The 26,243-nt window shown below is 53.1% G+C and carries 22 protein-coding genes; 13 read left to right on the forward strand and 9 right to left on the reverse strand.

Features of this window, described 5'->3' with window-relative positions; all coding sequences use genetic code 11:
• Window positions 1-22 precede the first annotated feature (22 nt).
• The gene (locus K5753_07050) at window positions 23-1,240 is read left to right on the forward strand and encodes an extracellular solute-binding protein (GenBank protein MCR4726956.1); all 1,218 of its coding nucleotides are present in this window, start codon (window positions 23-25) and stop codon (window positions 1,238-1,240) included.
• A 77-nt stretch (window positions 1,241-1,317) separates the two neighbouring features.
• Here K5753_07050 and K5753_07055 read toward each other — a convergent pair whose 3' ends face one another.
• Window positions 1,318-2,250 (reverse strand): AEC family transporter, encoded by a 933-nt coding sequence (locus K5753_07055; protein MCR4726957.1) that lies wholly within the window; start codon window positions 2,248-2,250, stop codon window positions 1,318-1,320.
• A 70-nt stretch (window positions 2,251-2,320) separates the two neighbouring features.
• On the reverse strand, window positions 2,321-3,631 hold the full coding sequence (locus K5753_07060) for a Sapep family Mn(2+)-dependent dipeptidase (GenBank protein MCR4726958.1): 1,311 nt from the start codon (window positions 3,629-3,631) through the stop codon (window positions 2,321-2,323).
• Between the two features lie 125 nt (window positions 3,632-3,756).
• Between K5753_07060 and K5753_07065 the strand changes: the two genes are divergently transcribed.
• On the forward strand, window positions 3,757-4,443 hold the full coding sequence (locus K5753_07065) for a DUF421 domain-containing protein (GenBank protein ID MCR4726959.1): 687 nt from the start codon (window positions 3,757-3,759) through the stop codon (window positions 4,441-4,443).
• A gap of 15 nt (window positions 4,444-4,458) precedes the next feature.
• On the opposite strand, the gene K5753_07070 is transcribed toward K5753_07065, so the two are convergent.
• Complete coding sequence (locus tag K5753_07070; protein ID MCR4726960.1) at window positions 4,459-4,671, reverse strand: helix-turn-helix domain-containing protein; 213 nt, start codon at window positions 4,669-4,671, stop codon at window positions 4,459-4,461.
• A 110-nt stretch (window positions 4,672-4,781) separates the two neighbouring features.
• Between K5753_07070 and K5753_07075 the strand changes: the two genes are divergently transcribed.
• Together K5753_07075 and K5753_07080 are read left to right on the forward strand one after the other, a co-directional pair.
• Window positions 4,782-7,289, forward strand: coding sequence for a leucine-rich repeat domain-containing protein (locus K5753_07075; protein MCR4726961.1), 2,508 nt, complete (start codon window positions 4,782-4,784; stop codon window positions 7,287-7,289).
• A gap of 70 nt (window positions 7,290-7,359) precedes the next feature.
• Window positions 7,360-8,088: a hypothetical protein gene (locus tag K5753_07080; protein ID MCR4726962.1), complete on the forward strand. Its 729-nt coding sequence runs from the start codon at window positions 7,360-7,362 to the stop codon at window positions 8,086-8,088.
• Window positions 8,089-8,305: 217 nt separating this feature from the next.
• Here the strand turns inward: K5753_07080 and proS are convergent, their stop codons facing one another.
• The 5 genes from proS to K5753_07105 form a co-directional block, all read right to left on the reverse strand.
• Complete coding sequence (gene proS / locus K5753_07085) at window positions 8,306-9,769, reverse strand: proline--tRNA ligase (protein ID MCR4726963.1); 1,464 nt, start codon at window positions 9,767-9,769, stop codon at window positions 8,306-8,308.
• 78 nt (window positions 9,770-9,847) lie between these two features.
• Entirely contained in the window at window positions 9,848-10,660 is an 813-nt protein-coding gene (locus K5753_07090) for a hypothetical protein (protein MCR4726964.1), read from the reverse strand.
• Window positions 10,650-11,141: a dihydrofolate reductase gene (locus tag K5753_07095; GenBank protein ID MCR4726965.1), complete on the reverse strand. Its 492-nt coding sequence runs from the start codon at window positions 11,139-11,141 to the stop codon at window positions 10,650-10,652. The genes K5753_07090 and K5753_07095 overlap by 11 nt, the downstream gene beginning before the upstream one ends.
• Window positions 11,138-11,968: a thymidylate synthase gene (gene thyA, locus K5753_07100; protein MCR4726966.1), complete on the reverse strand. Its 831-nt coding sequence runs from the start codon at window positions 11,966-11,968 to the stop codon at window positions 11,138-11,140. The genes K5753_07095 and thyA overlap by 4 nt, the downstream gene beginning before the upstream one ends.
• Before the next feature lie 38 nt (window positions 11,969-12,006).
• Window positions 12,007-13,842 carry a hypothetical protein gene (locus K5753_07105; GenBank protein MCR4726967.1) on the reverse strand — a complete coding sequence of 612 codons (1,836 nt, stop codon included), beginning with the start codon at window positions 13,840-13,842 and terminating at the stop codon, window positions 12,007-12,009.
• Between the two features lie 186 nt (window positions 13,843-14,028).
• On the opposite strand from K5753_07105, the gene K5753_07110 reads away from it, so the two are divergent.
• Window positions 14,029-15,498, forward strand: coding sequence for a hypothetical protein (locus K5753_07110; protein ID MCR4726968.1), 1,470 nt, complete (start codon window positions 14,029-14,031; stop codon window positions 15,496-15,498).
• Between the two features lie 107 nt (window positions 15,499-15,605).
• On the opposite strand, the gene spoIIR is transcribed toward K5753_07110, so the two are convergent.
• Window positions 15,606-16,136, reverse strand: coding sequence for a stage II sporulation protein R (gene spoIIR / locus K5753_07115; protein MCR4726969.1), 531 nt, complete (start codon window positions 16,134-16,136; stop codon window positions 15,606-15,608).
• 89 nt (window positions 16,137-16,225) lie between these two features.
• On the opposite strand from spoIIR, the gene sleB reads away from it, so the two are divergent.
• From sleB to mscL, 8 genes are all read left to right on the forward strand, one after another.
• Window positions 16,226-16,906: a spore cortex-lytic enzyme gene (sleB, locus tag K5753_07120; protein MCR4726970.1), complete on the forward strand. Its 681-nt coding sequence runs from the start codon at window positions 16,226-16,228 to the stop codon at window positions 16,904-16,906.
• A gap of 9 nt (window positions 16,907-16,915) precedes the next feature.
• Complete coding sequence (locus K5753_07125) at window positions 16,916-18,289, forward strand: germination protein YpeB (GenBank protein MCR4726971.1); 1,374 nt, start codon at window positions 16,916-16,918, stop codon at window positions 18,287-18,289.
• Between the two features lie 269 nt (window positions 18,290-18,558).
• On the forward strand, window positions 18,559-22,134 hold the full coding sequence (gene nifJ / locus K5753_07130; protein ID MCR4726972.1) for a pyruvate:ferredoxin (flavodoxin) oxidoreductase: 3,576 nt from the start codon (window positions 18,559-18,561) through the stop codon (window positions 22,132-22,134).
• Between the two features lie 105 nt (window positions 22,135-22,239).
• Complete coding sequence (locus K5753_07135; GenBank protein MCR4726973.1) at window positions 22,240-23,073, forward strand: energy-coupling factor transporter ATPase; 834 nt, start codon at window positions 22,240-22,242, stop codon at window positions 23,071-23,073.
• On the forward strand, window positions 23,058-23,915 hold the full coding sequence (locus K5753_07140; GenBank protein MCR4726974.1) for an energy-coupling factor transporter ATPase: 858 nt from the start codon (window positions 23,058-23,060) through the stop codon (window positions 23,913-23,915). Before K5753_07135 ends, K5753_07140 begins: the two co-directional genes overlap by 16 nt.
• Complete coding sequence (locus K5753_07145; GenBank protein ID MCR4726975.1) at window positions 23,908-24,744, forward strand: energy-coupling factor transporter transmembrane protein EcfT; 837 nt, start codon at window positions 23,908-23,910, stop codon at window positions 24,742-24,744. The genes K5753_07140 and K5753_07145 overlap by 8 nt, the downstream gene beginning before the upstream one ends.
• Window position 24,745: 1 nt before the next feature.
• The gene (gene truA, locus K5753_07150; GenBank protein ID MCR4726976.1) at window positions 24,746-25,510 is read left to right on the forward strand and encodes a tRNA pseudouridine(38-40) synthase TruA; all 765 of its coding nucleotides are present in this window, start codon (window positions 24,746-24,748) and stop codon (window positions 25,508-25,510) included.
• 82 nt (window positions 25,511-25,592) lie between these two features.
• Entirely contained in the window at window positions 25,593-26,153 is a 561-nt protein-coding gene (gene mscL / locus K5753_07155) for a large conductance mechanosensitive channel protein MscL (protein ID MCR4726977.1), read from the forward strand.
• Window positions 26,154-26,243 lie beyond the last annotated feature (90 nt).

Raw genomic sequence — 26,243 nt, forward strand, 5'->3', positions numbered from 1 at the left:
AACCAAAGAAGGAGAGAAAACAATGAAAAAGATACTTTGCGTATTGCTGGTGATCGTGCTTCTCGGTGCGCTGTCCGCGTCGCTGTTCGCGTGTAAGTCCACCCCGCGCGACGAAATCTTGAAGCTTTATTTCCCGGGCGAATATATCGACGAGGATATTTTCCCGATCTTCGAAAGCTGGTATAAAGAGCAGACGGGGAAGAACGTCAAGGTCGTGTTGGACGAATTCGACGCGGTCGAAAACATTCAGCTTGCGGTCGAAGGAAGCAAAGCGGATTACGATATCCTTTGCCCGAGCGACTATATGGTCGAGTATCTGATCAAAAAGCAGCTCGTCCTTCCTTTCGATCAAGAGATCGTCGGCGCAGTCTCTTCCGCGACGTTCAAGAGCGATTACGTCGAACTGATGAAACTGTACGATCCCAATCTTCAATATGCGATCCCGTATATGTACGGAACGCTCGGCATCGTCTACGATAAGAGCAAGACGAATAAAGAGATCACGAGTTGGGACGCGCTGTTCGGAAGAGAATTCTCCGGTCATATCTCGGTCAAAGATTCCATCCGCGACGCATACGCGGCGGCTTGCCTGTACAATGCGCGCACGACTCTTTCCGGACTTTCGGGCGCGGAGCAAAAGGCCGCCGTCCAAGCCGTTTTCGAAGACACGACCGCGGAGACCGTCAACAAGGCGAAGAATACCCTCCTCGGCGTCAAGAGAGTCGAAGGCAACGTCTGGGACGTGGACGATATCAAATACGAAATGGGCGCGAATAAGAGCAACGTCGCGGTCGCTTTGATGTGGAGCTGCGACGCGGGTTACGTTATGAACGACTACGAGGATCTGGACGGGAAAATGCACGCCGGAAACCGCAACCTTTGGTACGTCGTTCCCGAAGAAGGCGGCAACGTCTATATCGATAACCTCGTGATCAATAAATATGCGAAAAACGCGGAAGCGGCGAATTACTTCCTGAAATTCCTTTGCAGAGCGGATATCGCGAAGACGAACAGCGAATGGGCGGGCGCCGTCAGCATCGTCGCGGCGGTGTTTGACGAACTGTACGAAGAGTACACCGCGGACGAAGACGGAATGTTCGAAGGTGCGCCGACCGGTTGGAAGGAAATGTTCCTCGAAACGATGTTCCCGTCGAGCGCGACTTTGAACCGCTGCGGCGTGATGAAAGACCTCGGCGACGGCAAGACCCGCGTTTCCACGATGTGGTCGCAGATCCAATAAGGTTTTTTTCGAAAAAAGAAAATAAAAATCCCGACGGCAATCCGTCGGGATTTTTTCGTTTGCGTCGGCTCGGCGCGTCAACTCAAAAGCGGAATCATTAAGGAGAGCAGGGGGACGGTCGCGATGCAGGAAAGCGTGCTGATAAGGACGGTGCACGCCGCGGAAGTCTGCCCTTCGTTGATGAGCTCTGACATATTGAGAACCATGCTCGCACTCGGGCAACACCCGAGGACGAAGAAACAAATTTTGACGTAGGTCGGGATCGGGATGAAGAAGATCACCGCGAAGGAAAGCAGAGGATAGACGACGTTTTTGATCGCGGTCGCGATATAGACGCGCGGATTCAAGAAGAGATCGCGCGGCGTAACGGTCGCGAGGCGCATTCCGAGGATCAGCATACACATCGGCGTCGTCATCCTGCCGAGAAGCTCGACTGCGGGCGCGATCGCGCTCGGAAGCTTCGTCGCGGTGAAGAAAAGGGGCAGGGCGACCAAAAGGGAGACGGTCGTCGGATTGACGATCATATTGCGGACGCTCATTTTATTCCTGTCCCAAGCGATGATGCCGACGGCGAGCGACCAAGAGATCAAGTTCAAGCTGACGGAAAAGACGGTCGAGAACGCGACGACTTCGGGATGCGTCGGCAGGATCGCTTCGATCAGGGGGACGCCGAAAAATCCGACGTTCGCAAGAGAGGACGCGATCGAGCAGATTCGGTTACGGACGTCGTCGAACTTGCGCTTCAAAATCAGCGTCATCGAGCAGATGACGACGATCTGCATCGCGGTGCAAAGCCCGAAGAATATCCCCATCTGACGCAAAAAATCCATCGTGAAAGTGGCGGCATTCAGGGAGTAGAGGATCAGGCAGGGCTGGCAAACGAATAAAAGAACGCGGGCGAACGCGCTGATAGATTCGGGCTTTACCGTCTTCGATTTTACGAAGAGAAACCCGGGGATCGCATAAGCGAGCATTAAAGCTACGGTCGTTAACGTCGTAAAAAATTGCATAGTTGCATTATATCACGCGTCGTTTTATTGGTAAAGAGATTTATTCGAAAGGTTTTTCGATTGCGATCGATCAAAACGCAAGTTTTTCGAGGGCTCTTTTATAGATCTCCGCGGCTTTTACGAGGGCGGAAAGGCGGACGCATTCGTCCGCTTGATGGATCTTGCTGTCCTCTCCCGGGAAGACGGGACCGAACGCAACGGCATTCGGGAAAGCGCGCGCGTAGGTCGCTCCGCCGATCGAGATCGGAGCCGCGTTTTCGCCCGTGACTTCGTTATAGGCGGCGATCAAAGCGGAAACGAGTTCGGAATCGGGCGCGACGAACAAGGGGAGATGCCGCCCCGAGACGGTGACCGTCGCTTCGGGCAGCGCGCTTTTTATCGCGGCGAGGACGGTCTCTTCTTTGACCGTGACGGGATAGCGGATATCCAGTCCGAAAGAGACGGAGTCTCCCTCGGTCTTCGCGTAGCCGACGTTCATCGTCAAAGCGCCGCTTTTTTCGTCCGAACAGGCGATTTTGAGCCCGCTGCCGTCCGTCTTGAAGAAAGCGTCGTACAGGTCGGCGATGAATTCATTAGAACTTTTCGCCGCGAAAAGGAGCTTCAAGATCGCGTTCTCGCCTTTATCGGGCGTCGAACCGTGCGCGGAGACGCCTTTCGCGGTGAGCAGGAAGCCGTCCTCTTCGAAGGTGATCTTCGCGAGACCTTTGATGCATTTCGAGAGCGTTCCGTCCGAAAGAGTCTTCATTTTGAGTTTCGCGTTGTCCGCGACCATATTGACCCTTTCGCCGCCCTCGATAAAGGAAACGGAGTCGGGCTTTTTCAAAGTAACTTCCGCGTGGCAGACTCCCTTCTCGCAGTTGATGACGGGGAAGTCCGCGTCGGGCGAAAAGGCGAGAGAAGGGACTTCCTCGGTTTTGAGATAGCGTTCGATGCATTTCCAGCCGCTCTCTTCGTTCAGCCCCGCGATCAAGCGGATGCGACGGCGCGGTTCTTTTCCTTCGCTCAAAAGGGATTTCAGCGCGTAAAACAGGGCTACGAACGGACCTTTATCGTCCTCCGCGCCTCTGCCGTAGATGATCTTGTCGTTTTCTTCTTCTTGGATCTCGCCGAGGGGCGAGCGCGTCCAGCCGCTTCCGAAAGGGACGACGTCGAGGTGGAAGGGGATCCCGAGAAGTTCGCCTTCGCCGATCTCCGCATAGCCGCACATCCCGTCGAGGTCTTTTACGCGCATTCCCTCTTTCTCCGCGAGGGATAAAAAGGCGTCGAGCGCGGCGCGCGTCCCTTTGCCGAAAGGCGCGCTTGGGGCGGGTTCCGCCTGCACGCTGTCGATCGCGAGAAAGGAAAGGAGAGTATCGGTCATTTGCTTTTCGAATTCTTTCATAAAGCCACCTTAAAAGAATAACTACGCTATTATATGCCCCCGAGAGGCGCGATTGTCAAGTCCGCGGCGGGAAAAGATCGGATCCGTAAGGAATAGCGGGAGCGTTTTTGCCCATAATTCGAAATATGGATCCCGTTCTTCGCGTCGCCGTGTTTTCCGTTTCGAGCTTTCTGTTTCTTTTCGTGATCACGAAAATCATGGGAAAGAAGCAGATCGCGCAACTTTCCTTTTTGGATTACGTCATCGGGATCTCTTTGGGGTCGATCGCCGCGGAAATGTCCACCGATCCCGAACGTCCGTTTTATCACTTCTTCATCGCGATGACGATCTATCTCGTCTTGGATCTGATCCTGACCTTTCTCGCGCGCAAAGCGATCTTTTTGAAGAAGTTCGTTCGCGGTCGCCCGATCGTCTTGATCGAGAGCGGAAAGATCAATTACGGGAATCTGTCGCGCAGTAAGCTCGATATAAACGACCTTCTCTCGATGTGTCGTGCGAAAGGGTATTTCGATCTTCGGTCGGTCGCCTATTGCATTTTCGAGACGAGCGGGGAAGTCTCGATCCTGCCCGCGAGGAGCGCCGTCCCCGCGAAAAGCGTCGATCTCGGCGCGGTGCCGCCCGAACCTTCGCTGAGTAAGGACGTCATCGAGGACGGGCGAATCATCGAAAAAGCGCTTCGGCAGATCGGGAAGGACGAAGCGTGGCTGAAAGAGCGGCTCGGAATTTCGGATGAAAGCGAGATCAAAAAGATCGCGCTTGCGACCTACTACGAGGATACGAAAGAATTAATGATTCATTACAAGGATGCATAGCGCCGTTTTGAAAAACTATTCGAAATCTTTGAGACCCAAGAGATAATCTACGGAAACTTTGTAAAAGGCGGCGAAATCCGCAAGCAAAGAAAGAGACGGTTCTCTTTGCGATTTCTCGTAATGGAGATAAGTAACGCTGTTTAAGTTAAACTTTGCGGCGACCTCTTTTTGCGTAAGTCCGCTTTCTTTGCGAAGTTCTCTCAACCGTTCGCCGAGTTTAATCTCCATTTCGAGCACCTCTCTTTTTCGATCATTGACAATCTACCATTTTGGTAGTAAAATTTCAGTATAACTACCAAATCGTTAGTTTTTCGTTTTTGTCTCAAAAAGGGGGAAATATGAAGAGAAAGTGTTTTTTGATTCTTTTAGGGATAGCTGCCGCACTATGGTTGTTCGCTTCTTGCGACATCTTAAATTCGCAAAATGATCAGAAGAGTACGACGGATTCCGATCGGATTCGTTCGGTCTATACGGCGTATGCGGAAAACGGCGGCACTCTTTCTTACGATGAATGGCTCGCCTCGATCAAAGGCGAGAAGGGCGACCCGGGAGCAAACGGAAAAGACGGCGCCGCGGGAAACGGAATTGAGAAAATCGAAAAGACCGCGACCGAAGGGTTGGTTGACACTTATACGATTACTTTTACGGATGGAACGACTTCCGCCTTTACGATTACGAACGGTAAAGACGGAGAGGATGGCAAGGACGGAAAGGGCGCCGAGGACGGAAAAGACGGGATAGACGGGGTAAACGCAGACGGCACCTCTCCGAATCCAAACGCGCCCACGGCGGATTATTATTTCCGTTTCAAACTGCTCGAAAACGCCACCTACGAGATCACGGCGCGTTATCAAGATCTTCCCCCGGTTGTAAGGATCCCTTCTACCTATAACGGAAAAGCCGTAACGGTGATCGGAGAAAGTGCCTTCCAAAATAGAACGTCAATGGATGAGATCGTGATTCCGGACAGCGTAACAACAATTGAGAGTTATGCGTTCTACGGTTGCACGGGTTTGACTTCCGTTACGATTCCGGATAGTGTAACCCGCATTGAGGGTGTTACGTTCTACGGTTGCGCGAGCTTGACTTCCGTTACGATTCCGAACGGCGTAACGAGTATTGGGATCAGTGCGTTCTACGGTTGCGCGAGCTTGACTTCCGTTACGATTCCGAACGGCGTAACGAGTATTGGGAGCGATGCGTTCAGCGGTTGTACGGGCTTAACTTCGATTTCTTATGAGGGAGATATTTCGGGGTGGTGCACGATTTCTTCGGGGTTGAGCAATTTGATCGGCACCGTGCCGATTAAGATCGGGGGAACCCTCAGAGAGGAATTGTTTGTTGGAGATGTAACGATTCCGAACAGCGTAACGAGTATTGGAAACTATGCGTTCAGAGGTTGTACGGGCTTGACCTCTATTACGATCCCGAACAGCGTAACGAGCATTGGGAACTATGCGTTCAGCGGTTGTACGGGCTTGACTTCGATTACGATCCCGGAGAGCGTAACAAATATTGGATCATATGCGTTTTCGGGTTGCACGGGATTAACTTCCATCACGATCCCGGAGAGCGTAACAAATATTGGATTATATGCGTTTTCGCGTTGCACGGGGTTGACCGCGATCAGCGGCAGCGCGGGAATGGTTTCGGTTGTCGCAAAGCAATGCGGAAGTGTCTCGTTTTCCGTAACCATTACTTCGGGAACGACGATCGGGAACAGTGCGTTTTCGGGTTGCACGGGATTAACTTCCATCACGATCCCGGAGAGCGTAACGAGTATCGGCGAAGCTGCATTCTATGGCTGTAACGGCTTAACTTCCGTTACGATTCCGAATAGCGTAACGAGCATCGGAGAACGTGCGTTTTACGGTTGCACAGAATTAACCGCGATTACCGGCAATGCGGAGATGGCTTCGGTTGTGGCGAAACAATGCGGAAGTTCCTCGTATTCGGTGACGATCTGTTCGGGCGAAACGGTAATTCCTCAAAATGCGTTTAAGAATTGTTCGGGTTTAACTTCCATCACGATAGGAAAGAGCGTAATAAGCATTGGCAAATTTGCGTTTGACGGTTGTAATAGTTTATCATCCATTACGATCTCGAACTCTGTTACGAGCATCGATTATAATGCATTATATGGTTGTTCGGGTTTAACTACGATTTATTATGAAGGCGATCTTGCAAGCTGGTGCGCTATAATGGATCACGGCAATTTGATGTCTAAAGATCGCTGCTCCTTATATATAAACGGAAAGAAGATTGAAGGTGATCTTGTTATCCCGAGCAGTATAACGAGCATTTGTTCCTGCGCGTTTTATTGCGCGGGTTTAACTTCAATTCATTATGAGGGGGATCTTTCGGAATGGTGCGCGATGGAGAGAGGCTATCAAATTATTGCGGAAGATTGCGATTTGTATATAGATGGGCATAAGATTGAAGGTGATCTTATAATCCCGAACGGAGTAACAAGCATAGGTTATTACGCGTTTGAAGGGTTCCGTAGCTTGACTTCCGTTACAATTCCATCGACTGTAACGAGCATTGGCGTGTGTGCGTTCGGAAATTGCATCGGCTTAACTTCGATTTCGATCCCGGAGAGCGCAACGAGCATCGGGAACGATGCGTTTTACTGTTGCACGGAATTAACTTCCATCACGATCCCGAACGGTGTAACGAGCATCGGTGACACCGTGTTCTATGGTTGCACGGGTTTAACTTCAATCTCATTTCAAGGAACGATGCGGCAGTGGTATGATAGTTGGTATGGAACGCATCAACAAGGCGGAGAGTACGTAATCCATTGCACGGACGGGGATATAGTTGACACAAAGTATATGGATTAGTGAAACAGTTACTGATAGTATTACAAGGCTAAATCGCCGAAATGTAAAAAAAACAAAAGGAGGAACAAAAATGTATATCATAGACAGTTCTTTGAGGGGGAGTTTTGCATCCAAAATCGGGAAGTGTATGCTGATTAAAGGAGATCTGACTCTCCTTACGGATATTGAATGCGCCGCGAAAGAAGTATATCCCGTAATCAACCCGCGAAATAAAGGTTTCAAAATAATTTTGCCCAAAAACGTACATATAGTGGTGCTTAATAGTATTGCTAAACGGGTTTGGGAATATTTCAATCTCAAACCGAACACGCCCAATACGCAAGCGAACTTCGACGCATTCCACGGCGATCTTTGCTGCGATTTCCTTTCTGGAATGAATGTACTGCGGGCGAAAGCCGGATTCCAGCCGATGACCTACGGAATCGCGCAAAAATATATCAATATGCTTTTCAAATATCTTGCTTGTTTCGGTAACTATTTGCGATTCGCGGATCTGTTCTCCTATTGTCATATTCCGATCGACAGACAAATCTTGAACCTGTTCGAAAAGTTAGGTGTTCCGAGAGTCAAAAAGGAACAATTCAAAAGTTTGAACTGGAGCGATCTTAGCGTTGCCGATTATCAAAATCTCCTCGATGATTACCGCAAAGTTCTGACGCCCTTAATGCCGAATCATCCTTGGCTTGCGTTTGATTTTGTTGGTTGGACGCGCGGTGCGAAACTCTCTTGCGCAACCGTACGTTCCTATTTTTTAAAAACGGGAACGTTCGCGACTTCGATCAGCGGGTTTTTTAGATAAGTAACGATCAAAAAAACTCGGGCGAAAACCACCCGAGTTTTTTTATTTCTGTTTGATAAAAATGATTTGTGAAACGACTGACGTAAAACTCAAAAGTCAGAGAAGGGTTGCAGGTGCGAGGCGCATCGAGCGAAGAAGGTCCGAGCGTACTTTTGTACGTGACGCCTTCGTCGCGATGATCGGAAACGAAGCAAATGCGCCCTTATACGGCCTTTGCTTAATACGCTTTTGCGAAGTAAATCACCTTGCCGTCCGTCGAGCCGTCCTCTTTTAAGAGGTTCTTGCCGCAGCAGACGCATTTCGAGCCGACCGGGGTCTGGTCGAAGGGCATAACGCGGGTCGAAGCGCCGGTCAATTCTTTGACTTTGTCCTCGCAGGCGCGGTCGCCGCACCACATCGCTTTTACGAAGTTTCCGCTGTTTACGGCTTCGGTAAGTCCTTCCATATCTTCGCAGACGACGATATGCGCGTCGCGGAAAGTCCTCGCTTTTTCAAGCATATTCTTTTGGATGTCGGCGAGGAGCGCGGGGATCGCGGTTGCAAGGTCATCAAGCTTGATCGTCGTCTTATTCGCGAGATCGTCGCGGCGAGCGACCGTTACGACGCCGTTTTCAAGGTCGCGCGGTCCGACTTCGATGCGGACGGGAACGCCTTTCATTTCCCATTCGTTGAACTTCCAGCCCGTGCTTTGCTCGCGCTTGTCGATCTCGACGCGGACGCCCGCTTCTTCGAGAGCCGCCTTGATTTCGTCCGCCTTTTCGTTTACGCCGCCTTTATGCGCCGCGATCGGGATGATGATCGCTTGGATGGGTGCGACTTTCGGGGGAAGCGCAAGACCGCGGTTATCGCCGTGCGCCATGATCAAGGCGCCGATCATACGGGTCGAAGTCCCCCAGCTCGTCTGATAGACGTACTTCAAATCGCCCTCTTTGGATGAATATTTGATATTGAACGCTTTGCTGAAATTATCGCCGAAATAGTGGCTCGTTCCGGCTTGCAGGCTCTTGCCGTCCAGCATCATCGCTTCCATTCCGTAGGTCGCTTGCGCGCCCGCGAACTTTTCCTTTTCGGACTTCCTGCCGACGAGGACGGGGATCGCGAGGACGTTCTCCGCGAATTCGCGATAGACTTCGAGCATTTTCAGGGTCTCTTCCTGCGCCTCTTCGGGAGTCTCGTGGACGGTGTGACCTTCCTGCCACAGGAATTCGGAAGTCCTGAGGAAGGGGCGGGTCGTCTTTTCCCAGCGGACGACGTTCGCCCATTGGTTGATGAGGATCGGGAGATCGCGCCAGCTCTTGACCCATTTGGAATAGCTGTCGCAGATGATCGTCTCGGAAGTCGGGCGGACGACGAGTTTTTCGGGAAGCTCGGTGTCGCCGACGTGGGTAACGAGCGCGACTTCGGGCGCGAAGCCTTCGACGTGCTCCGTTTCTTTAACGAGGAAGCTGTACGGAATAAACATCGGGAAGTACGCGTTCTTATGCCCGGTCTTCTTGAAACGGGCGTTGAGTTCCGCTTGGATATTTTCCCAAATTTCGTAGGCATACGGGCGAATGATCATCGTACCTTTGACCGGACCGTAATCGACGAGTTCGGTTTTCAGAATGACGTCGGTGTACCAGCGGGCAAAGTCCACGTTCATATCGGTGATTTCTTTGACAAATTGTTCTTGTTTCGGCATAATTACACTCCAAGAAAGTTCTTATCTTTATTATATCGGGAAGACGGTCGAAAGCAAAGCGATTTTACCCCGTTTCGCTCAAATTCCTTCGGAAAAACGGGTCACGAGGGCGCTGCAAGGAAGCCGGGCGGCTTTTTCTTCCGCTTGACGCTTATCAAGGTAGACGGAAAAGAGGGTGCTTCCGCTGCCCGTCATCCCCGTCAAAAGGGCGCGGTCGTCCTGCATCTCGCGAAGGACGGGTCCGATCTCCGCGTTCAGTCGCATCGCCGCGGGCAAAAGATCGTTCGCGTAAAAGCGGTCGGCTTTTTCTCCGCGGGACAAGGCTTCGTAAAGCGATTTGAGGTCGGCTTTCTTTTTCTCGTATCCGTCGGAAAGAGCGAATGCGTCTTTCGTCAGGACGCCCTTTTCGGGGAAGCACAAAAGAACGAAATGATTCGGAAGCGGAGGCAGGGGCGTTATGATTTCGCCCATTCCTTCCGCGATTGCCGTTCCTTTCGTCATTTGAAAGGCAATATCGCCGAAAAGGGGCGCGGCGATCTGTTTTACGCGCGCGATCGGGAGAGAAAAGAGCCTCGCCGCGGCGATCGCCGCCGCAGCCGCGTCCGCCGAGCTTCCTCCGAGCCCGCCGCCGACGGGGATCCTTTTTACGATGCGAACGTCCACGCCGCCGAAATGAAATTCGTCTTGCAGTTTTTTGAGGATGACGAGAGAATTATCTCCCTCGAATTCCGAAACGAGGAGATCGTCTCCGCGGGGAGACAAAGTGACGTCGTCGAAAAGATCGATCGTTTGATCGAGCATCCGTAGCTCGTGATAGGAGCCTTTTACGCCGAGGATATTCAGAGAAAGATTGAGCTTGGCAAACGCCTTTTCGGTTATGCTATCGGACATATTTGTCGAAACGGAAGCGGATCCCGTTCGCTTCTTTTTCCTCGCCTTCGATCAAAGAAAAATCGGAAGGGATCTCGGGAAACGCCGCGTCGCCTTCGTCTTGTAAGAAAACGCGGGTGATATAAAGAGTCTTGCAATAGGGAAGGAGCAAAGAATAGACCTCGCCCCCGCCGATTACGAAGACGTCTTCTTCGGAAATTCCGAGCGATCTCGTGATTTCTTCGATCTCTTCGGGGGATCGCGCGAGGATCGCCGAGCGGCTTTCCGCTTCTTCTTTCGTCATCGTCCGCGAAAGGACGATATTCGTCCTGCCTTTCAGACCTTTCCCACCGGGGAGAGATAAAAGGGTCTTTCTGCCCATAACAAGGGTTTTGCCCCTCGTCGTCGCGGCGAAGTACGACATATCTTCTTTGATCGAGTAAAGAAGATCGCCGCCTTTCCCGATATAGCCTTTTTCGTTTACGGCTGCGATCGCGTTCATACCGCCACCGGGATCTTTTTACCGAGTTTGTGATACTCGTAATTTTCCAAGGAGAAGCTGTCCACCGTGAAATCGTAAAAGTTCGTGATGCTCTTGTCCATAATAAGGCGCGGCGCGGGAAGCGGCTCTTTCGCGATGACTTCTTTGATCATATCGATATGGCGATCGTAGATATGCGCGTCCGCGATGACGTGGACGAATTCTCCGACTTCGAGTCCGCTGACCTGCGCGAACATATGGACGAGAAGGGCGTACTGGACGACGTTCCAGTTATTCGCCGTCAAAAAGTCCTGCGAACGCTGGTTCAGGATCGCGTTCAGTTTCCCGTTCGCGACGTTGAACGTCATGGAATAAGCGCAGGGGTAGAGATGCATTTCGGAGAGATCGGCGTGGACGTAAATATTGCTCATAATGCGGCGGGAAGCCGGATTGTGTTTGAGATCGTACAAAATGCGGTCGACTTGGTCGAAGTCGCCTTCTTTATAGTGGTGCTTTACGCCGAGTTGATAGCCGTACGCCTTTCCGATCGAGCCCGTCTCGTCCGCCCAAGCGTCCCAAATATGGGAATTCAGATCGTGGACGTTATTGCTTTTCTTTTGCCAGATCCATAAAAGCTCGTCGAGCGCGGCGCGAAAATTCGTGTAGCGCAGGGTCGTGATCGGGAATTCTTTCGAGAGATCGTAACGATTTACGATGCAAAACTTTTTGATCGTGTGCGCGGGCGCGCCGTCATCCCAGCGCGGGCGGACTTCCATATCCGCGTCGCTGACTCCGCTACTCAAAATGTCGTTTACGTTTTGAATAAAAATCTCGTCGGCTAAACTCATTTTTATCTCCTTTTCGCCCGTCGGGCGCTTTGTTTTCGTTATGCGTTTTCTCCGCCTTCTTCCGCAGCGGAGCAAGTGACGACGATCTCCAAGATTTTCGGCGTGAGGTCGTCATAGACGGTCAAAGACGCGGCGTCGATCAATCGATACGCTTCGTAAAGCGTGGATTCGAATTCGTACGCGTCGAACGCGCCGCAGGTCAGATAGGTGGAAGAGAACGATCCGTCGGTCACGGGGAAGGTACGGACTTCCTCTCCGTCCGCGAAAATCCCGATGCTTTGCGCTTTAACGAGATCCGCGCCCATCGAATTCAGAATCGTGTTCAGATGATAGCCGCAGTAGTAGGCGGTCATCCCGCTGACGGACAGCGCGAAATACGAGGGGTTGAACGTGTCGCGAAGCGAGAAAGATTTTACGAGTTCGGTCTTTTCGCCGCGGATCTGCTTGAAGGTCACCGAAAGCGGAAGCGGCTCGAACGTTATGGCGGAGCGGCGAAGCGCGGGTCCTTCTTCTTTCATTTCCCAAATTTTTTCGAAATCAAGGGCGTAGCTTTCGCCGACGAGGTATTTCTCTTTGTTTTTGAGTTCTTCTTCCGTCAAAGGATAGGCGGTTTGCCCCGTCCCGAGTTTCGCTCTCGTCCCCGAGACTTGGGGAACGGACGCGCTGTAAAAGAGATTGTAGATCGGGACGCTGTTGATCCCGGAAGAACCCGCCGTGTTTCCGAAAACGCCCGAAGTGATCGAAGATTCCGACGTCCCGTCTCTCGTCGTCGAAGCGGAAGCGGAACCGATCGCAAGACAGGAAGAAATGCGGTCCGAACCCGCGATCGAGCCTGCGAGGACGCCCGCTCGCGCGATCGCCGTGCTGGTCTTCGAGGTCAGATTGTAGCCCGTCGCGCTCGCTTCGACGGTCGCGTTCGCATAAGAATTCGTCATAACGAAACGCGGCGAAGCGTTCGACGCATAGCCGAGAAGCCCGCCGAGGAAGACGCAGGAGTATTGCGCGTAGACGGTTCCTTCGAAAGAGGTCTTGAAGATCTTTCCCGAGGCGACTTGCCCGATCGCGCCGCCCGCGTACATATTGACGGAACCCGTCGTCGAGATTCCTTCGAGGATCTTCATTTCGCCGGTTACGCGGCAGTTATCGAAGACGGACGCATTCGCGTAGCCGCAAAGCAACCCGACGTTGATCGAGTTCCCTTTGACGTTCGAATCCTTTCCGAAGACGAGGCTTGCGCCTTCGAGGGTGAGATTCTTGATCACGGCGTTTTTGATCGATCCGAACAGACCGACTTTCGCGTCCGCGTTACAGGTCTTCAAAGTAAGCCCCGTGATCTTGTGTCCGTTTCCGTCGAAGACGCCGATGAAGGGGGTCGAGGTGTTTCCGATCGGAGTCCATTCCGCGCCCGAAAGATCGATATCCGCTTCCAAGCGATAATGCAGGGGCGCCTCGACCTTCGTCTTTCCGAAGGCGACCTCGACGGAACCGGAGAAAATGGTTTTGAGTTCGTCCGCGCCCGAAATCAAATAGGGGTCGGCGTAGCTTCCTTCGCCGAGGTGATAGACGATGCTTTCCGATCTCGCGACGATTTTTTTGGACTTGTCGTGCGCCGTAACGGTGTAAAGATAATCGCCCGCCGCGCTTTGGGGGCAAGCGTAAGATTCGGTTTTCGAGGAGACGGAGTAGCCCGTCCCGTCCGGGAAAGTGCAATTGACGGTGTAATACGACGCGTTCGAGATCTTTTCCCAAGAAAGGATCGCCCCGTTAAAGGAAAGTGAAAAGGTCGGCGTTTCTTTTTTTCCGCAGGAAAAAAGGCAACCGAGCAGAGCGACAGATAAAAGTAAAAACGGGATCCAATGTTTCAATTTTCGCATAATCAAGCATCCGTGCGTTAAGTATTATAGATATTATAAACAAAAACATACTTCAAGTCAATATAAAAAGATCGCCCCGCGGCTCCGCGCGGATAAAAGGACAACGCGGGATTTCGCCCGAAAAGGCTTGTCATAAATCCGCCTTTTTCGGCGTATGTTTTAGCATAAAACTTCGGGAGGGGGATTATGGAAATCGAATTTAAGGACGTTTCGTTCGGTATCAGAAAGGTTTACGAGGATCAGTTCGCGGTGGAGACGCGGGTGGACGCGTCGGAGCGAGGCGGCGTCTCGAAGACGCTTTCCGTCGAAGCGGAAGCAAAAGTCTCGGGAGTGGAGCTTTTGTCCGGCGAAGCAAGGATCAGCGGAAAGGTCAATTACAGGCTGCTATATCTCGATCGGCAGGAGAAACTATGCGGACTGGATTATTTTAAGGATTTTGAATTTGCCATAAAGGGCGAAGAGATCCGCGCGGACGAAAGACAGACCGTCGATCTGTCCGTGATCGAAGCGACGGGCGTCGCGGACGGGAACGGGATCGAACTTTCCGCCGTCGTCGGCGCGGTGCTTACGACTTACGGGGAGAGAGAAGAAAGGGCGGTCGCGGCGGTTCGCGGGGCGGAGATCAAAGAAGAGATTTTTAAGACGCAACGTTTTCGCGCGAAAAAGGACTTTTCGATCGAACTCGAAAAAGAGGAAAGCGCGGGTGCGAACATCAAAAAGATCGTGCTCTTCGACGCGGCGGCGGCGATCCGCGAAGCAAGCGCGGAAAACGGGTTCCTTCGCGTTACGGGCGAAGCCGAAGCGAACGTCGTCTACGTTACGGAAGAAGGGGAGACTGTCGAACGCGCGTTCTCTTTCCCGTTTTCGAGGGAAGAAGAGACGGACGCGGAACGGGCGAGCTTCGATCTCTCGGTAAAGAATGCGCGCGTCGTCTTGTCCGGCGACGAGGAAAATTCTCTGATTGAGATCGAGATCGCTTTGACGCTGACGGTTTGCGAATTCTCGGATCGCGAGATCTCCGCGGTGACGGACGTTTACCCGCTCGAAACCGAAGCGGAAGAGAAGAGAAAGGTGATTCCTTTGCGCCCGTTCCTTTCCGAAGCGTTCTTCCGCGTGCCGCTCTCCGGCGTGATCGAAGAGGAAGGCGTTCGACGCGTCGTGACCGTTCGACCGGGCGGATCGGCGATCGCGACCGTCGCGGTGAGCGACAACGCGGTCAAAGTCGAGGGCGTGGCTTCCTTTACCGCAGTCTTCGAAAAAGAAGAAGGGTATTTCTCGAAAGAAAAAGAATTTCCCTTCTCGTTCGATCTTCCTTACGTCGGTGCGAAAGCGGGCGATTCGGCGGAAGCGGCGTTCGAAGCTCTTTCGGTAACTTCTCGATTGACCGCAGGCGGGATCGAAGTCGCCGCCGAGACGAGCGTCAAAGTCTCTTTGTTCGGGAACGAGGAGATCGCTTTCCTTTCCGATCTTACGGAGTGCGGTCCGCGAGCCGAAGAAGATGCGGGCGTCACCGTCTATTTCGCGGAAAAAGGAGAGGATCTTTGGTCGATCGCCAAAGCGATGCGCGCGGCGCCGAGTGCGCTCGTAAAGGCGAATCCCTTTCTCGCGGAGCCGCTTGATGAAGCGAAAAAGATTATGATTTTCAGAGGAAAATAAAAAAAATATTCGGATTTTTCCGAATAAAATACAAATCGACGCCTTTCCGAGAATTCGGCGAGGCGTCTCTTTTTTTACGGTTCGAAATAATACACAAGTCATATATTCTATTTATGGAATAACTCGGCGATCCAGCTGCGATATCGTATCTCTTCCGTCCCCGTTTCTTTCGCCGCCACGAAGCATAAAGGCGGGAACGCGACGCACCACCAATTTTTACCTTTCCCCGTTCCGAGTTCGACGACGACGGCGTCGTAGGTTCCCTTTTCGAGGGTCAGATCGCCGTAAGATTTTGTGGGAAAATCCTCTTTTCCGAGTTTTACCCTCGCCGTGTAGGAATAACCGCAACCGAGAAGAGTGTCGTCCGCGATCTTTTCGATCTCGCTTTTTCGATTTTTCATAAGTTCCCACATTTCCTCTTTGGTCTTCGCGGTCACCGCGAGCGGCGCGAGATATTGGACGATGCTGTCGCGGACGGCGAGTTTGATCGTTTGGTCTTCTTCTCTGTCGGAATTTGCGCGAATATGAATCCTTATATATTTTTCGCGGGCGGGCGCAGGCGCGCAGGAAGTCAATAGGAGAGTGCCGACGGCGGCGAAGAGAATCAAACAAAGAAAAATCAATATGTAACGTTTCATATCGAAAGTATGGGCGGATTTTTCCGTTTCAAACGGTATAAGCGAAAAATCTTTTTTCATACTAACGGCAAATTCAACGTGAGGTATTTATGAAAAAGATCGCGATTTTTCTTTTATTGGTCGCCGTTTTCGCTTTCGTCCTCTTTCCGTTTTTTTCGGAATCCGAAAGTTCGGCGGAAGTTTTGAAAAACGGTTCCAAGGGAACGGCGGTGAAGACCGTCCAAACCAAACTTAAAAACTGGGGGTATTACACGGGCTCGGTCGATGGGATCTACGGTCCGAAGACCGTCGCCGCCGTTAAGTATTTTCAGAGGGTGAACGGGCTTGCGCAGGATGGGATCGTCGGCGCGAAGACCGCCGCGGCGATGGGGATCTCGCTCTCGTCGGGTTCGTCCTCTTCGGGCGGATCGACCTATTCTTCGAGCGATTCCTATCTTCTCGCGAAGTGCATCTACGCCGAAGCGCGCGGAGAGCCGTACACGGGGCAGGTCGCGGTCGGCGCGGTGATCTTGAACCGCGTTCGTTCTTCGAAATTCCCAAACAGCATTTCGGGGGTTATCTATCAGCCGTATGCGTTTACCTGCGTGGCGGACGGGCAGATCAACCTGACGCCGGACGCGAACGCCAAAAGGGCGGCGCAGGACGCTTTGAACGGGTGGGACCCGACGAACGGTTGCCTGTACTACTACAACCCGTCGACCGCCACGAGCAGTTGGATTTGGTCGCGCCCCGTGATGCTCGCGATCGGCAAACATAATTTCGCGCTTTAAGGTGGGAATATGGCACAAGGAACTTATAAAAATCGAAAATGGAAAGGGAAGGACGTCGCGGCGATCGCGGTGATCGTTTGCCTGACCGCGGCGGCGGTGCTGTTCGCCTCGTTGTATGCTCTGTCTAAGTCAAAAGCCGAAGCGGAGAACTCCCGTTACAAGACGACGATGGAGAACGTCTATCGCAAAAGCTATTACGGACTCGTCTATAATACGGACGGGCTGGAAACGGCGGTCACGAAGCTTTCGGTCGCGCGGTCGAAAGCGATGAAGCAGGAATATTTGTCGGATATGACCGCCTATTCCACGGCTGCCGCGGAGAATATGGCGAACCTCTCGGAAAGGGGCGCGGACAATAGCGCGATCTTGAAATTCATCAACCAAACGGGAGATTTCGCGAAGTATCTCGATAACAAACTGAATAAGGGCGGCGACCTGACCGAAAAGGATAAAGAGACGATCGGCGAGATCGCGTCCGTCCTTCGCGAGATCAAGACTTCCCTGCAAAAAGTTTCGGGCGAGGTCGAAAAGGACGGCTTTTCCTTTTTGACCGCGATCGGTGAAACGGAGGGCGGATTTTCGGGGATGGTCAAGTCGTTCGAGAACGAGGAGATCGACTATCCTTCGATGATCTACGACGGACCGTTCAGCGATTCGATGACGGAAAGGCGGGCGAAAGGTCTTACGGGGAAAGACGCGACCGAAAACGAAGCGATCGATAGGCTTTCCGAGCTTCTTCCGAACACGGAAATTTCAGAAATATCCGTGCATAACGGAAGTAAAAACGTTTTTGAAACCTTCGACTTCGAGCTTTCGACTTCGCGCGGAAAATGCTTCGTTACTCTCGCGAAAAAAGGCGCGTTCCCCGTCGCTTTCTCCTTTGCGGAAGAGCGCGCGAACGCTCCGACTCTGACCGCCGAGCGGGCGGAGCGCGCGGCGGAAGCATATGCGGAGAATATCGGGCTTTCCTCGATGAAAGCCGTTTGGGCAAGTAATTACGACGGCGATTATTACGTCAATCTCGCGTATGCGGAAAAGGGCGTGATTTTCTATCCCGACCTGATCAAAGTCAAGGTCAACGGCGAAACGGGAGAGATCGAAGGAATGGAGAGCCTGAACTATATTTTCAATCATACCGCCCGAGCCTCCTTCGAATCTCCGATTCCGCCGTCGGAGGCGGTTTCGTCGGTCAGCGAGGATCTCGATATTCAAAGCGTACGGCTCGCCGTTGTCCCGACCAAAGGGGACGGGGAAACGCTTGCTTACGAGGTCTACGGGACGAAGGGAGAGGAGAAGTACTTCGTGTACGTCGGAGCAAGCTCGGGCGAAGAACTCAAAGTGATGAGAGTCGTGGACGGGGAGCGCGGTCTGTTGTTGCAATAAGCGGGCGCGTCCGATCGCCGAGACGCGTCCTGCCGGAGCTTCGGTTTTTATGCGTTTTACCGCGCGGGGAGTCCCGCGCGGTTTTTCGTCGCGCGCCAGAGCGAAGAATGTGCGGGGCGGCTGCCGATCGCTCGGATTTCCCCGATTTTTTTCGGCGTTTCCGCACATTTTTTTTATTTATAATAAATAAAGATGATTGACAATGCTCAAACGATAGTTTTATAATGTTCTTAATTTACTTTACAGTATCCATATTAAGGAGGTACGTTATGAGTTTCAAACAAACTGTGGACGGTAACACCGCTGCGAGTCACGTTGCTTACGCATTTTCCGAAGTCGCCGCGATCTACCCGATTACTCCCTCTTCCCCGATGGCGGAAGTGGCGGACGAATGGTCTGCGCAAGGTCGCGTCAATATGTTCGGTCAAAAGTTGCGTCTCGCCGAGATGCAATCCGAAGGCGGCGCCGCCGGCGCTGTGCACGGCTCCTTGGTCGCCGGCGCTTTGACGACGACGTATACCGCGAGCCAAGGCTTGCTCCTCATGATCCCGAACATGTATAAGATCGCGGGCGAGCTCCTTCCGACCGTCTTCCACGTCAGCGCTCGCGCTCTTGCCGCGCACGCTCTGAACATCTTCGGCGATCACGCGGACGTTATGGCTTGCCGTCAGACGGGCTTTGCGATGCTTGCTTCCAACTCCGTTCAGGAAGTTATGGACCTCGCTCTCGTCGCGCATTTGTCCACGCTCAAAGCGAAAGTTCCTTTCCTCCATTTCTTCGACGGTTTCCGCACCTCTCACGAAGTGTCCAAGATCGATATGATCGAATATGACGAGATGAAGACTCTCGTCGATATGAAAGACATCGAAGATTTCCGCGCTCGCGCCCTCAATCCGGAGCACCCGATCCAGCGCGGCACCGCGCAAAACGCGGATATTTACTTCCAAAACCGCGAAACCGCGAACAAGTACTACGAAGCGACCCCCGCGATCGTCCAAGAAATGATGGATAAAGTTTCCGCTCTTACCGGCAGAAGCTATCACTTGTTCGATTACGTCGGCGCGCCCGACGCGGAGAACGTCATCGTCCTTATGGGCTCCGGTGCGGACGCGGTCGAAGAGACCATCAACAGAATGAACAAAGAAGGTCATAAAGTCGGCCTTTTGAAAGTCAGACTTTACAGACCGTTCGCGGTCAAGGCGTTCCTTGCCGCGCTTCCGAAGAGCGTCAAGAAACTCGCCGTCCTCGATAGGACCAAAGAAGCCGGCTCGCTCGGCGAGCCCTTGTACCTCGACGTCTGCTCCGCGCTCCTCGAAAACGGCAGAGCGGATATCAAAGTCGTCGGCGGAAGATACGGCCTCGGCTCCAAAGAATTCAATCCTTCGATGGTCTTCGCGGTTTATAAGAACCTTGAACAAGCCGAACCGAAGAATCACTTCACCGTCGGTATTTACGACGATTTGACCCACACCTCTCTCGATTTCTCCGAGAAGTACGACGCGGCTCCCGCGGGAACGATCTCCTGCAAATTCTGGGGTCTCGGTTCGGACGGAACGGTCGGCGCGAATAAGAACAGCATCAAGATCATCGGCGACCATACCGACAAGTTCGTCCAAGGTTACTTCTTTTACGACAGTAAGAAATCCGGCGGTATCACCGTTTCTCACTTGCGTTTCGGCGACACGAAGATCCAATCCGCGTATTTGATCGACGCGGCGGACTTCGTCCAATGCTCGAACCCCTCCTACATCACCCGCTACAACATGACGGGCGATATCAAAGAGGGCGGCTCCTTCCTTCTCAATACCTCCGCTTTGACGGTCGAAGAGCTCGAACACGTCCTTCCCGCTTCCGTTAAGCGCGACATCGCGAAGAAGCACGTCAATCTGTACGTCATCGACGCGATCAAGATCGCTGCCGGTCTCGGACTCAAAGGCAGAACGAACACGATCCTTCAATCCGCTTTCTTCAAGATCGCGAACATCATTCCTTACGATCAAGCGGTCGACTTTATGAAGAAAATGGCGTATAAGTCCTTCGCGAAGAAAGGCGACGCCGTCGTCAATATGAACTACGCGGCGATCGACTCCGCGGAAGCGAACCTCGTCAAGATCGACGTTCCCGCTTCTTGGGCGGAAGCGACGACCGGCGCGGAAATGGCGAAGGTCGAAGGCAGCGACTACTTTATGAACACCGTCGCTCCGATCATCGCGCAAGAAGGCGACAAGCTTCCTTCTTCGGCGTTCAACGCGGACGGCTCCGTCCCGACCGGCACGACGAAGTACGAGAAACGCGGCGTCGCGGTCCTCGTCCCGAAGTGGAACGCGGAAAAATGTATCCAATGTAACCAATGTTCTTTCGTCTGCCCGCACGCTTGTATCCGCCCCGCGGTCGTGAAAGAAGATGCGGAAATGCCCGCTTCCTTCACCACCAAGGCGATGACCGGAAACAAGGGCTATGCGTTCCGTATGCAGGTTTCCCCGCTCGACTGTATGGGTTGCGGCGTTTGCGCGAATATCTGCCCCGTGAACGAAGGTGCGGATAAGAAGGCGATCGCTGCGGGTCAAAAAGCGGCGGCTCCCGCGGAGCGCGCGCTCAATATGGTTCCGCTCGGCTCCCTCGTGGACGATGAGACCGTCAACTACAAGTTCGCCGAAAACCTCCCCGCTGTGGACGTTTCCGCTTGCCCGGGTTGCAAAGAAACCACCGTTAAGGGCAGCCAGTTCAAACAACCGTACTTCGAGTTCTCCGGAGCTTGCGCGGGTTGCGGCGAAACTCCTTACGTCAAAGTCATCACCCAAATGTTCGGCGACAGAATGATCGTCGCGAACGCGACGGGTTGCTCTTCGATCTACGGCGGCAGTGCTCCGACCTGCCCGTACACGGTCAACAAAGAAGGCCACGGACCCGCTTGGGCAAACAGCCTCTTCGAGGATAACGCCGAGTTCGGTTACGGTATCAACCTCGCTTATGCGCAGCGCAGGGCGAAGCTCGCCGAGAAGATCGAAGCTTTGAAAGAAGCGGCGCAGAAAGAGGAAGTCAAGGCGGCGGCGCAAGAATGGCTCGACAACAGAAAGAGCGCGGAAGGCAGCAAAGCGGCTTCCGAGAAGCTCCTCTCGTTGATCTCGAAATGCACCGAAGAATGCGCTTGCTATCCGATCGTCAAAGAGATCCTCGCAGCGAAGGATTGCCTCGTTAAGAAGTCCATTTGGATCTTCGGCGGCGACGGCTGGGCGTACGATATCGGTTACGGCGGCTTGGATCACGTCCTCGCTTGCGGCGAAGACGTCAACGTCCTCGTCCTCGACACCGAGGTCTACTCCAACACCGGCGGTCAATCCAGTAAGTCCACCCCGACCGGATCCGTTGCGAAATTCGCCGCGGCGGGCAAGAGGACCAAGAAGAAGGACCTCGGTATGATGGCGATGAGCTACGGCTACGTCTACGTCGCACAATGCGCGATGGGCTCGAACAAACAGCAATTCCTGAACGCGATCACCGAAGCGGAAGCTTACGACGGACCGTCCCTCGTCATCTGCTACGCGCCCTGTATCAACCACGGTATCAACATGGCGAATTCGCAGACCGAAGAGAAGAAAGCGGTCGATTGCGGCTACTGGCAGCTCTATCGTTACAACCCGACCTTGGCGGACGAAGGCAAGAACCCGTTCTCGCTCGACTCCAAAGATCCCACCGCGGATTATCAAGCCTTCCTTGCGGGTGAAACCAGATACGCGTCCTTGAAGAAGACGCAACCGCAAATTGCGGACGCGCTCTTCGCGAAGACCGAAGCGGATTCCAAAGCAAGGCTTGCCGGATATAAGAAACTCGCAGGCAAAGAATAAGCCTGAGGTTGCTTAGAAAGCGAGGGGAGCGCCGGGAACGGGGCTCCCCTTATAGTGTATAAACGACGAAACGCGATTTCCGTCGCGTTTCGGGGAATAAAGAAAATGCCCGTAAAATTTCAAAACGTCAGTTACGAATATCCCGCCGAAGAGGACGCGCTCCTCGCGGTCAAGAATGTCAGCTTGGAAATAGCCGACGGAACTTTCGTCTGCGTTTGCGGCGAGAACGGGAGCGGGAAAAGCACGCTCGCCAAGCTGATGAACGGGCTTTTGATCCCCTCGGAAGGGGAAGTTACGGTGGACGGCGACAGCACGAACACGACGGACGAAACCGCTCTTTTCGCGATCCGCAGTAAGGTCGGAATGGTCTTTCAGAACCCCGACAATCAAATGGTCGCGTCTATTATCGAAGACGAGATCGCGTTCGGCCCCGAGAACCTCGGCGTTCCGCGCGAGGAGATCGAAGAGCGCATAACCTACGCGCTCGATGCGGTCGGAATGACGGCGCACAGGCATCACACGCCCTATAAACTTTCGGGCGGGCAGAAACAGCGCGTCGCGATCGCCGCAGTCCTTGCGATGCGCCCGAAGATCCTCGTCCTCGACGAATCGACGGCGATGCTCGATCCGAAGGGCAGGACGGAAGTCTTGTCCGTCGCGCACGAACTCAATCGGCAAGGGATCACCGTCGTCCTGATCACTCACTTTATGGAAGAAGCGGTCAAAGCGGACCGCGTCATCGTTATGAAAGGCGGTTCCGTCGTGATGGACGGAGCGCCTTCGGAAGTCTTTCGCGACGCGGAAAAGATCAAGTCGTTCGATCTCGAACTGCCCGTCCCCGATTACGTCGCGTCCGAACTTAGAAAGAAGGGCTTTTCTCTCCCCTCCGCGATCTACGGGGAAGAGACCTTAGCGGAGGCGATATGTCAATCTCTGTAAGAAATCTGTCATACGTCTATTCTCAGGGAACGCCCTATGCTTCCTCCGCTCTCCAAGGCGTCGACCTCGAAATCACCGAGGGCGAATATCTTGCGATCATCGGCAAGACCGGTAGCGGAAAATCGACTTTTATTCAGCACTTAAACGCCTTGATCAAACTGCAAAACGGCGAGATCAAGGTCTTTGATATCGACCTTTCCGCGAAGAAACCCGACCTGAAAAAACTCAGGGGAACGATCGGAATGGTCATGCAATACCCCGAATACCAACTCTTTGACGAAACCGTCGAAAAGGACGTCGGCTACGGACCGAAAAACCTCGGTCTTTCGGACGAGGAGATCCAAACGCGCGTTCAAGAAGCGATCACCCTCGTCGGACTCGATTACGACGAGATCCGCGATCGTTCTCCGTTCGAGCTTTCGGGCGGGCAGAAACGGCGCGTCGCGATCGCGGGCGTCATCGCGATGAAACCTCGCGTCTTGATCCTCGACGAGCCTACGGCGGGGCTGGATCCCGTCGGAAAGCGGGAAATCCTTTCTTTGATCCGCAAACTCAAAGAGACGACCTCTCCGACCGTCATCATCGTTTCTCACGATATGGAAGCGGTTTCGGAGAATTGCGATCGCGTCGCGGTCTTTTCGGGCGGCAGAATTCTGAAAACGGGTTCTCCCCGCGAGATCTTTTACGATGAGGAAACTTTGATCGACGCCGAGATGGACGTCCCGTCCGTCGTCAAGATCGTAAAAGCGCTCGAACGGCGCGGCGTCACCCTTTCGGAAAAGCCCGTCAAAAAGAGCGAACTGATCGAAGCGCTTGCGAAGCGGAGGGCGAGAAATGAATAATATCGTTTTCGGACAATATTATCCGACGGAATCCGTCGTCCATAAGCTGGATCCCCGCGTAAAGCTTCTTCTCGTGATCGCGTATATCATCACGATCTTTTTCTGCGAAGATTACGCGATGTACGGCGCGCTGTTCCTTTTTATCGTCGGGATCGCGCTTCTTTCCAAAATCCCTTTGAAAATTCTTTTCCGCACCGTTCGGACGGTCGTTCTTTTGGTCTTGATCACGTCCGTTATCAACTTGTTCTTTACGAAAGGGGAGAACCTTTTGTGGGGGTGGAAATTCATAAAAATCTATTCGGAAGGCGTGGAACGCGCGATCAAACTCGCGCTGAGGCTGATCCTTTTGATGCTGTTCCCCGCGCTTTTGACGCTGACGACGACGCCGATGGAACTCACCGACGCGATCGAGAGTCTGCTCGCTCCCTTGAAACTCATCAAAGTTCCCGTGCACGCGCTCGCGCTCATTATGAGTATCGCGCTCCGTATGATCCCGATCCTCGTCGAGGAGACGGATAAGATTATGCTCGCGCAAAAGGCGCGCGGCGCTTCGTTCGACACGGGCGGGGCTTTTCAAAAAGCCAAAGCGATGATCCCCGTCCTCGTGCCGCTGTTCGTCGGCGCGTTCCGCAGGGCGGATGAACTCGCGCTCGCGATGGACGCGCGCTGTTACAGCTCGGTCGCGAAGCGGACGAAATATCGCGTGATGAAATTGCATATCCGCGACGCGGTCGCGGCGATCCTTTGCCTTTCCGTCTTCGCGCTCGTCTTTTTGAATAAATATCTTTTGCCTTTCGATTCTTGGATCGTCGGGCTTTTCCGCCGTTGATATGAGAGTTTTGCTTCGCGTGGAGTATAACGGCAGCAAGTATTGCGGCTGGCAACGGCAGAAGAACGGGCTTTCGGTTCAGGCGGTTTTGGCAAAAGCCGTCTTCGAAGTCACGGGGGAGAACGCCGTGATGCACGGCAGCGGCAGGACGGACGCCGGGGTCCACGCGATCGCGCAAGCCGTCCATTTCGACACGGCGACGAAGATCCCGCTCGAAAAACTCCCGATCGCTTTGAACGCGCATCTTCCGAAAAGCGTCCGTGTAAAATCCGCGCGCGAGGTGGAGAAGGATTTCAACGCGCGTTTCAACGCTCTTTCCAAAACGTATTTATATCGTCTCGTTTGTTCGCCCGTAAGCAGTCCTTTGCGGGAAGATTTCGCCGCGTTCGTCCCCAAAAAACCGAACGTCGAGGAGATGCGCCGCGCCGCGGCTTTTCTTATCGGGGAGCACGATTTCAAATGCTTTCAGGCGGCGGGCGGTCACGTCAAAACGACCGTTCGGACGATCTATTCCTTTACGATCGAAGAAATGGGCGACGAGATCCGATTCGAAGTCACCGGAAACGGGTTTTTATATAATATGGTCCGTATTATGGTCGGAACTCTTTATTACGTCGGGATCGGGAAGCTCAAAGCGGAGGAGATCCCCGAGATCATCGCTTCCCTCGATCGCACCCGCGCAGGCAAAACGATGCCGCCCGAGGGCTTGTATCTGAAAGCCGTCCGTTATGCGTTCGACGAAGCGGACGAACCGAAAAACGAGTGACCGTATTGACAAAAATCGACGAAACGCGCTACAATAAAAAAGAACAATTCGCGCGTTGATCGCGATAAAAGGGAGGATTGCTATGAAGAAACTTATCAAAGAATTCAAAGAGTTTATCAGTCGCGGCAACGTTATGGATCTTGCCGTCGGCATGATCATCGGAGCGGCGTTCACCGCGATCATTACGGCTGTCGTAAACGGCATTTTGAAACCGCTTATCAACCTGATCCCGATCAGCGAGACGGGCTTACAGACCATTCTTCGTCACGCTGTCGTGGACGCGGAAGGAAACGTCCTGACCGAAGCGTTGGTCCTCGATTGGGGCGCCGTCATTTCCGCGATCATTACGTTCCTTTTGACCGCGCTCGTCCTGTTTATCATCATCAAGGCGTACAATAAGGCGCAAGCGGGTCTCGGAAAAGTCAAAAAAGGATTCCTCGTCCTTATAAAACCCGAAGTCCGCGCGCTCCGCAGAGAAGGCAAGAGCTGGGCGGAGATCCGCGAGATCGACCAAAAGCTCGCCGCGGAGAAGAAAGCCGAAGAAGAGAAGGCGGCGGCGGAAGCGGCTGCCGAAGCCAAAGCGAATTCCACCGAAGGTCTTTTGGCGGAAATTCGGGACCTTTTGAAGGAAAAGAAAAACTGATCTCAAATCAAAAAGAAAAACAAAAAAAGAGAGCGGAGCGATCCGCTCTTTTTTTTTGCGCAAATCGCAGAATCGTACGGTGATCCGAAA

Source organism: Clostridia bacterium, assembly GCA_024685775.1.
Classification (GTDB): Bacteria; Bacillota; Clostridia; order Christensenellales; family CAG-1252; genus CAG-1252.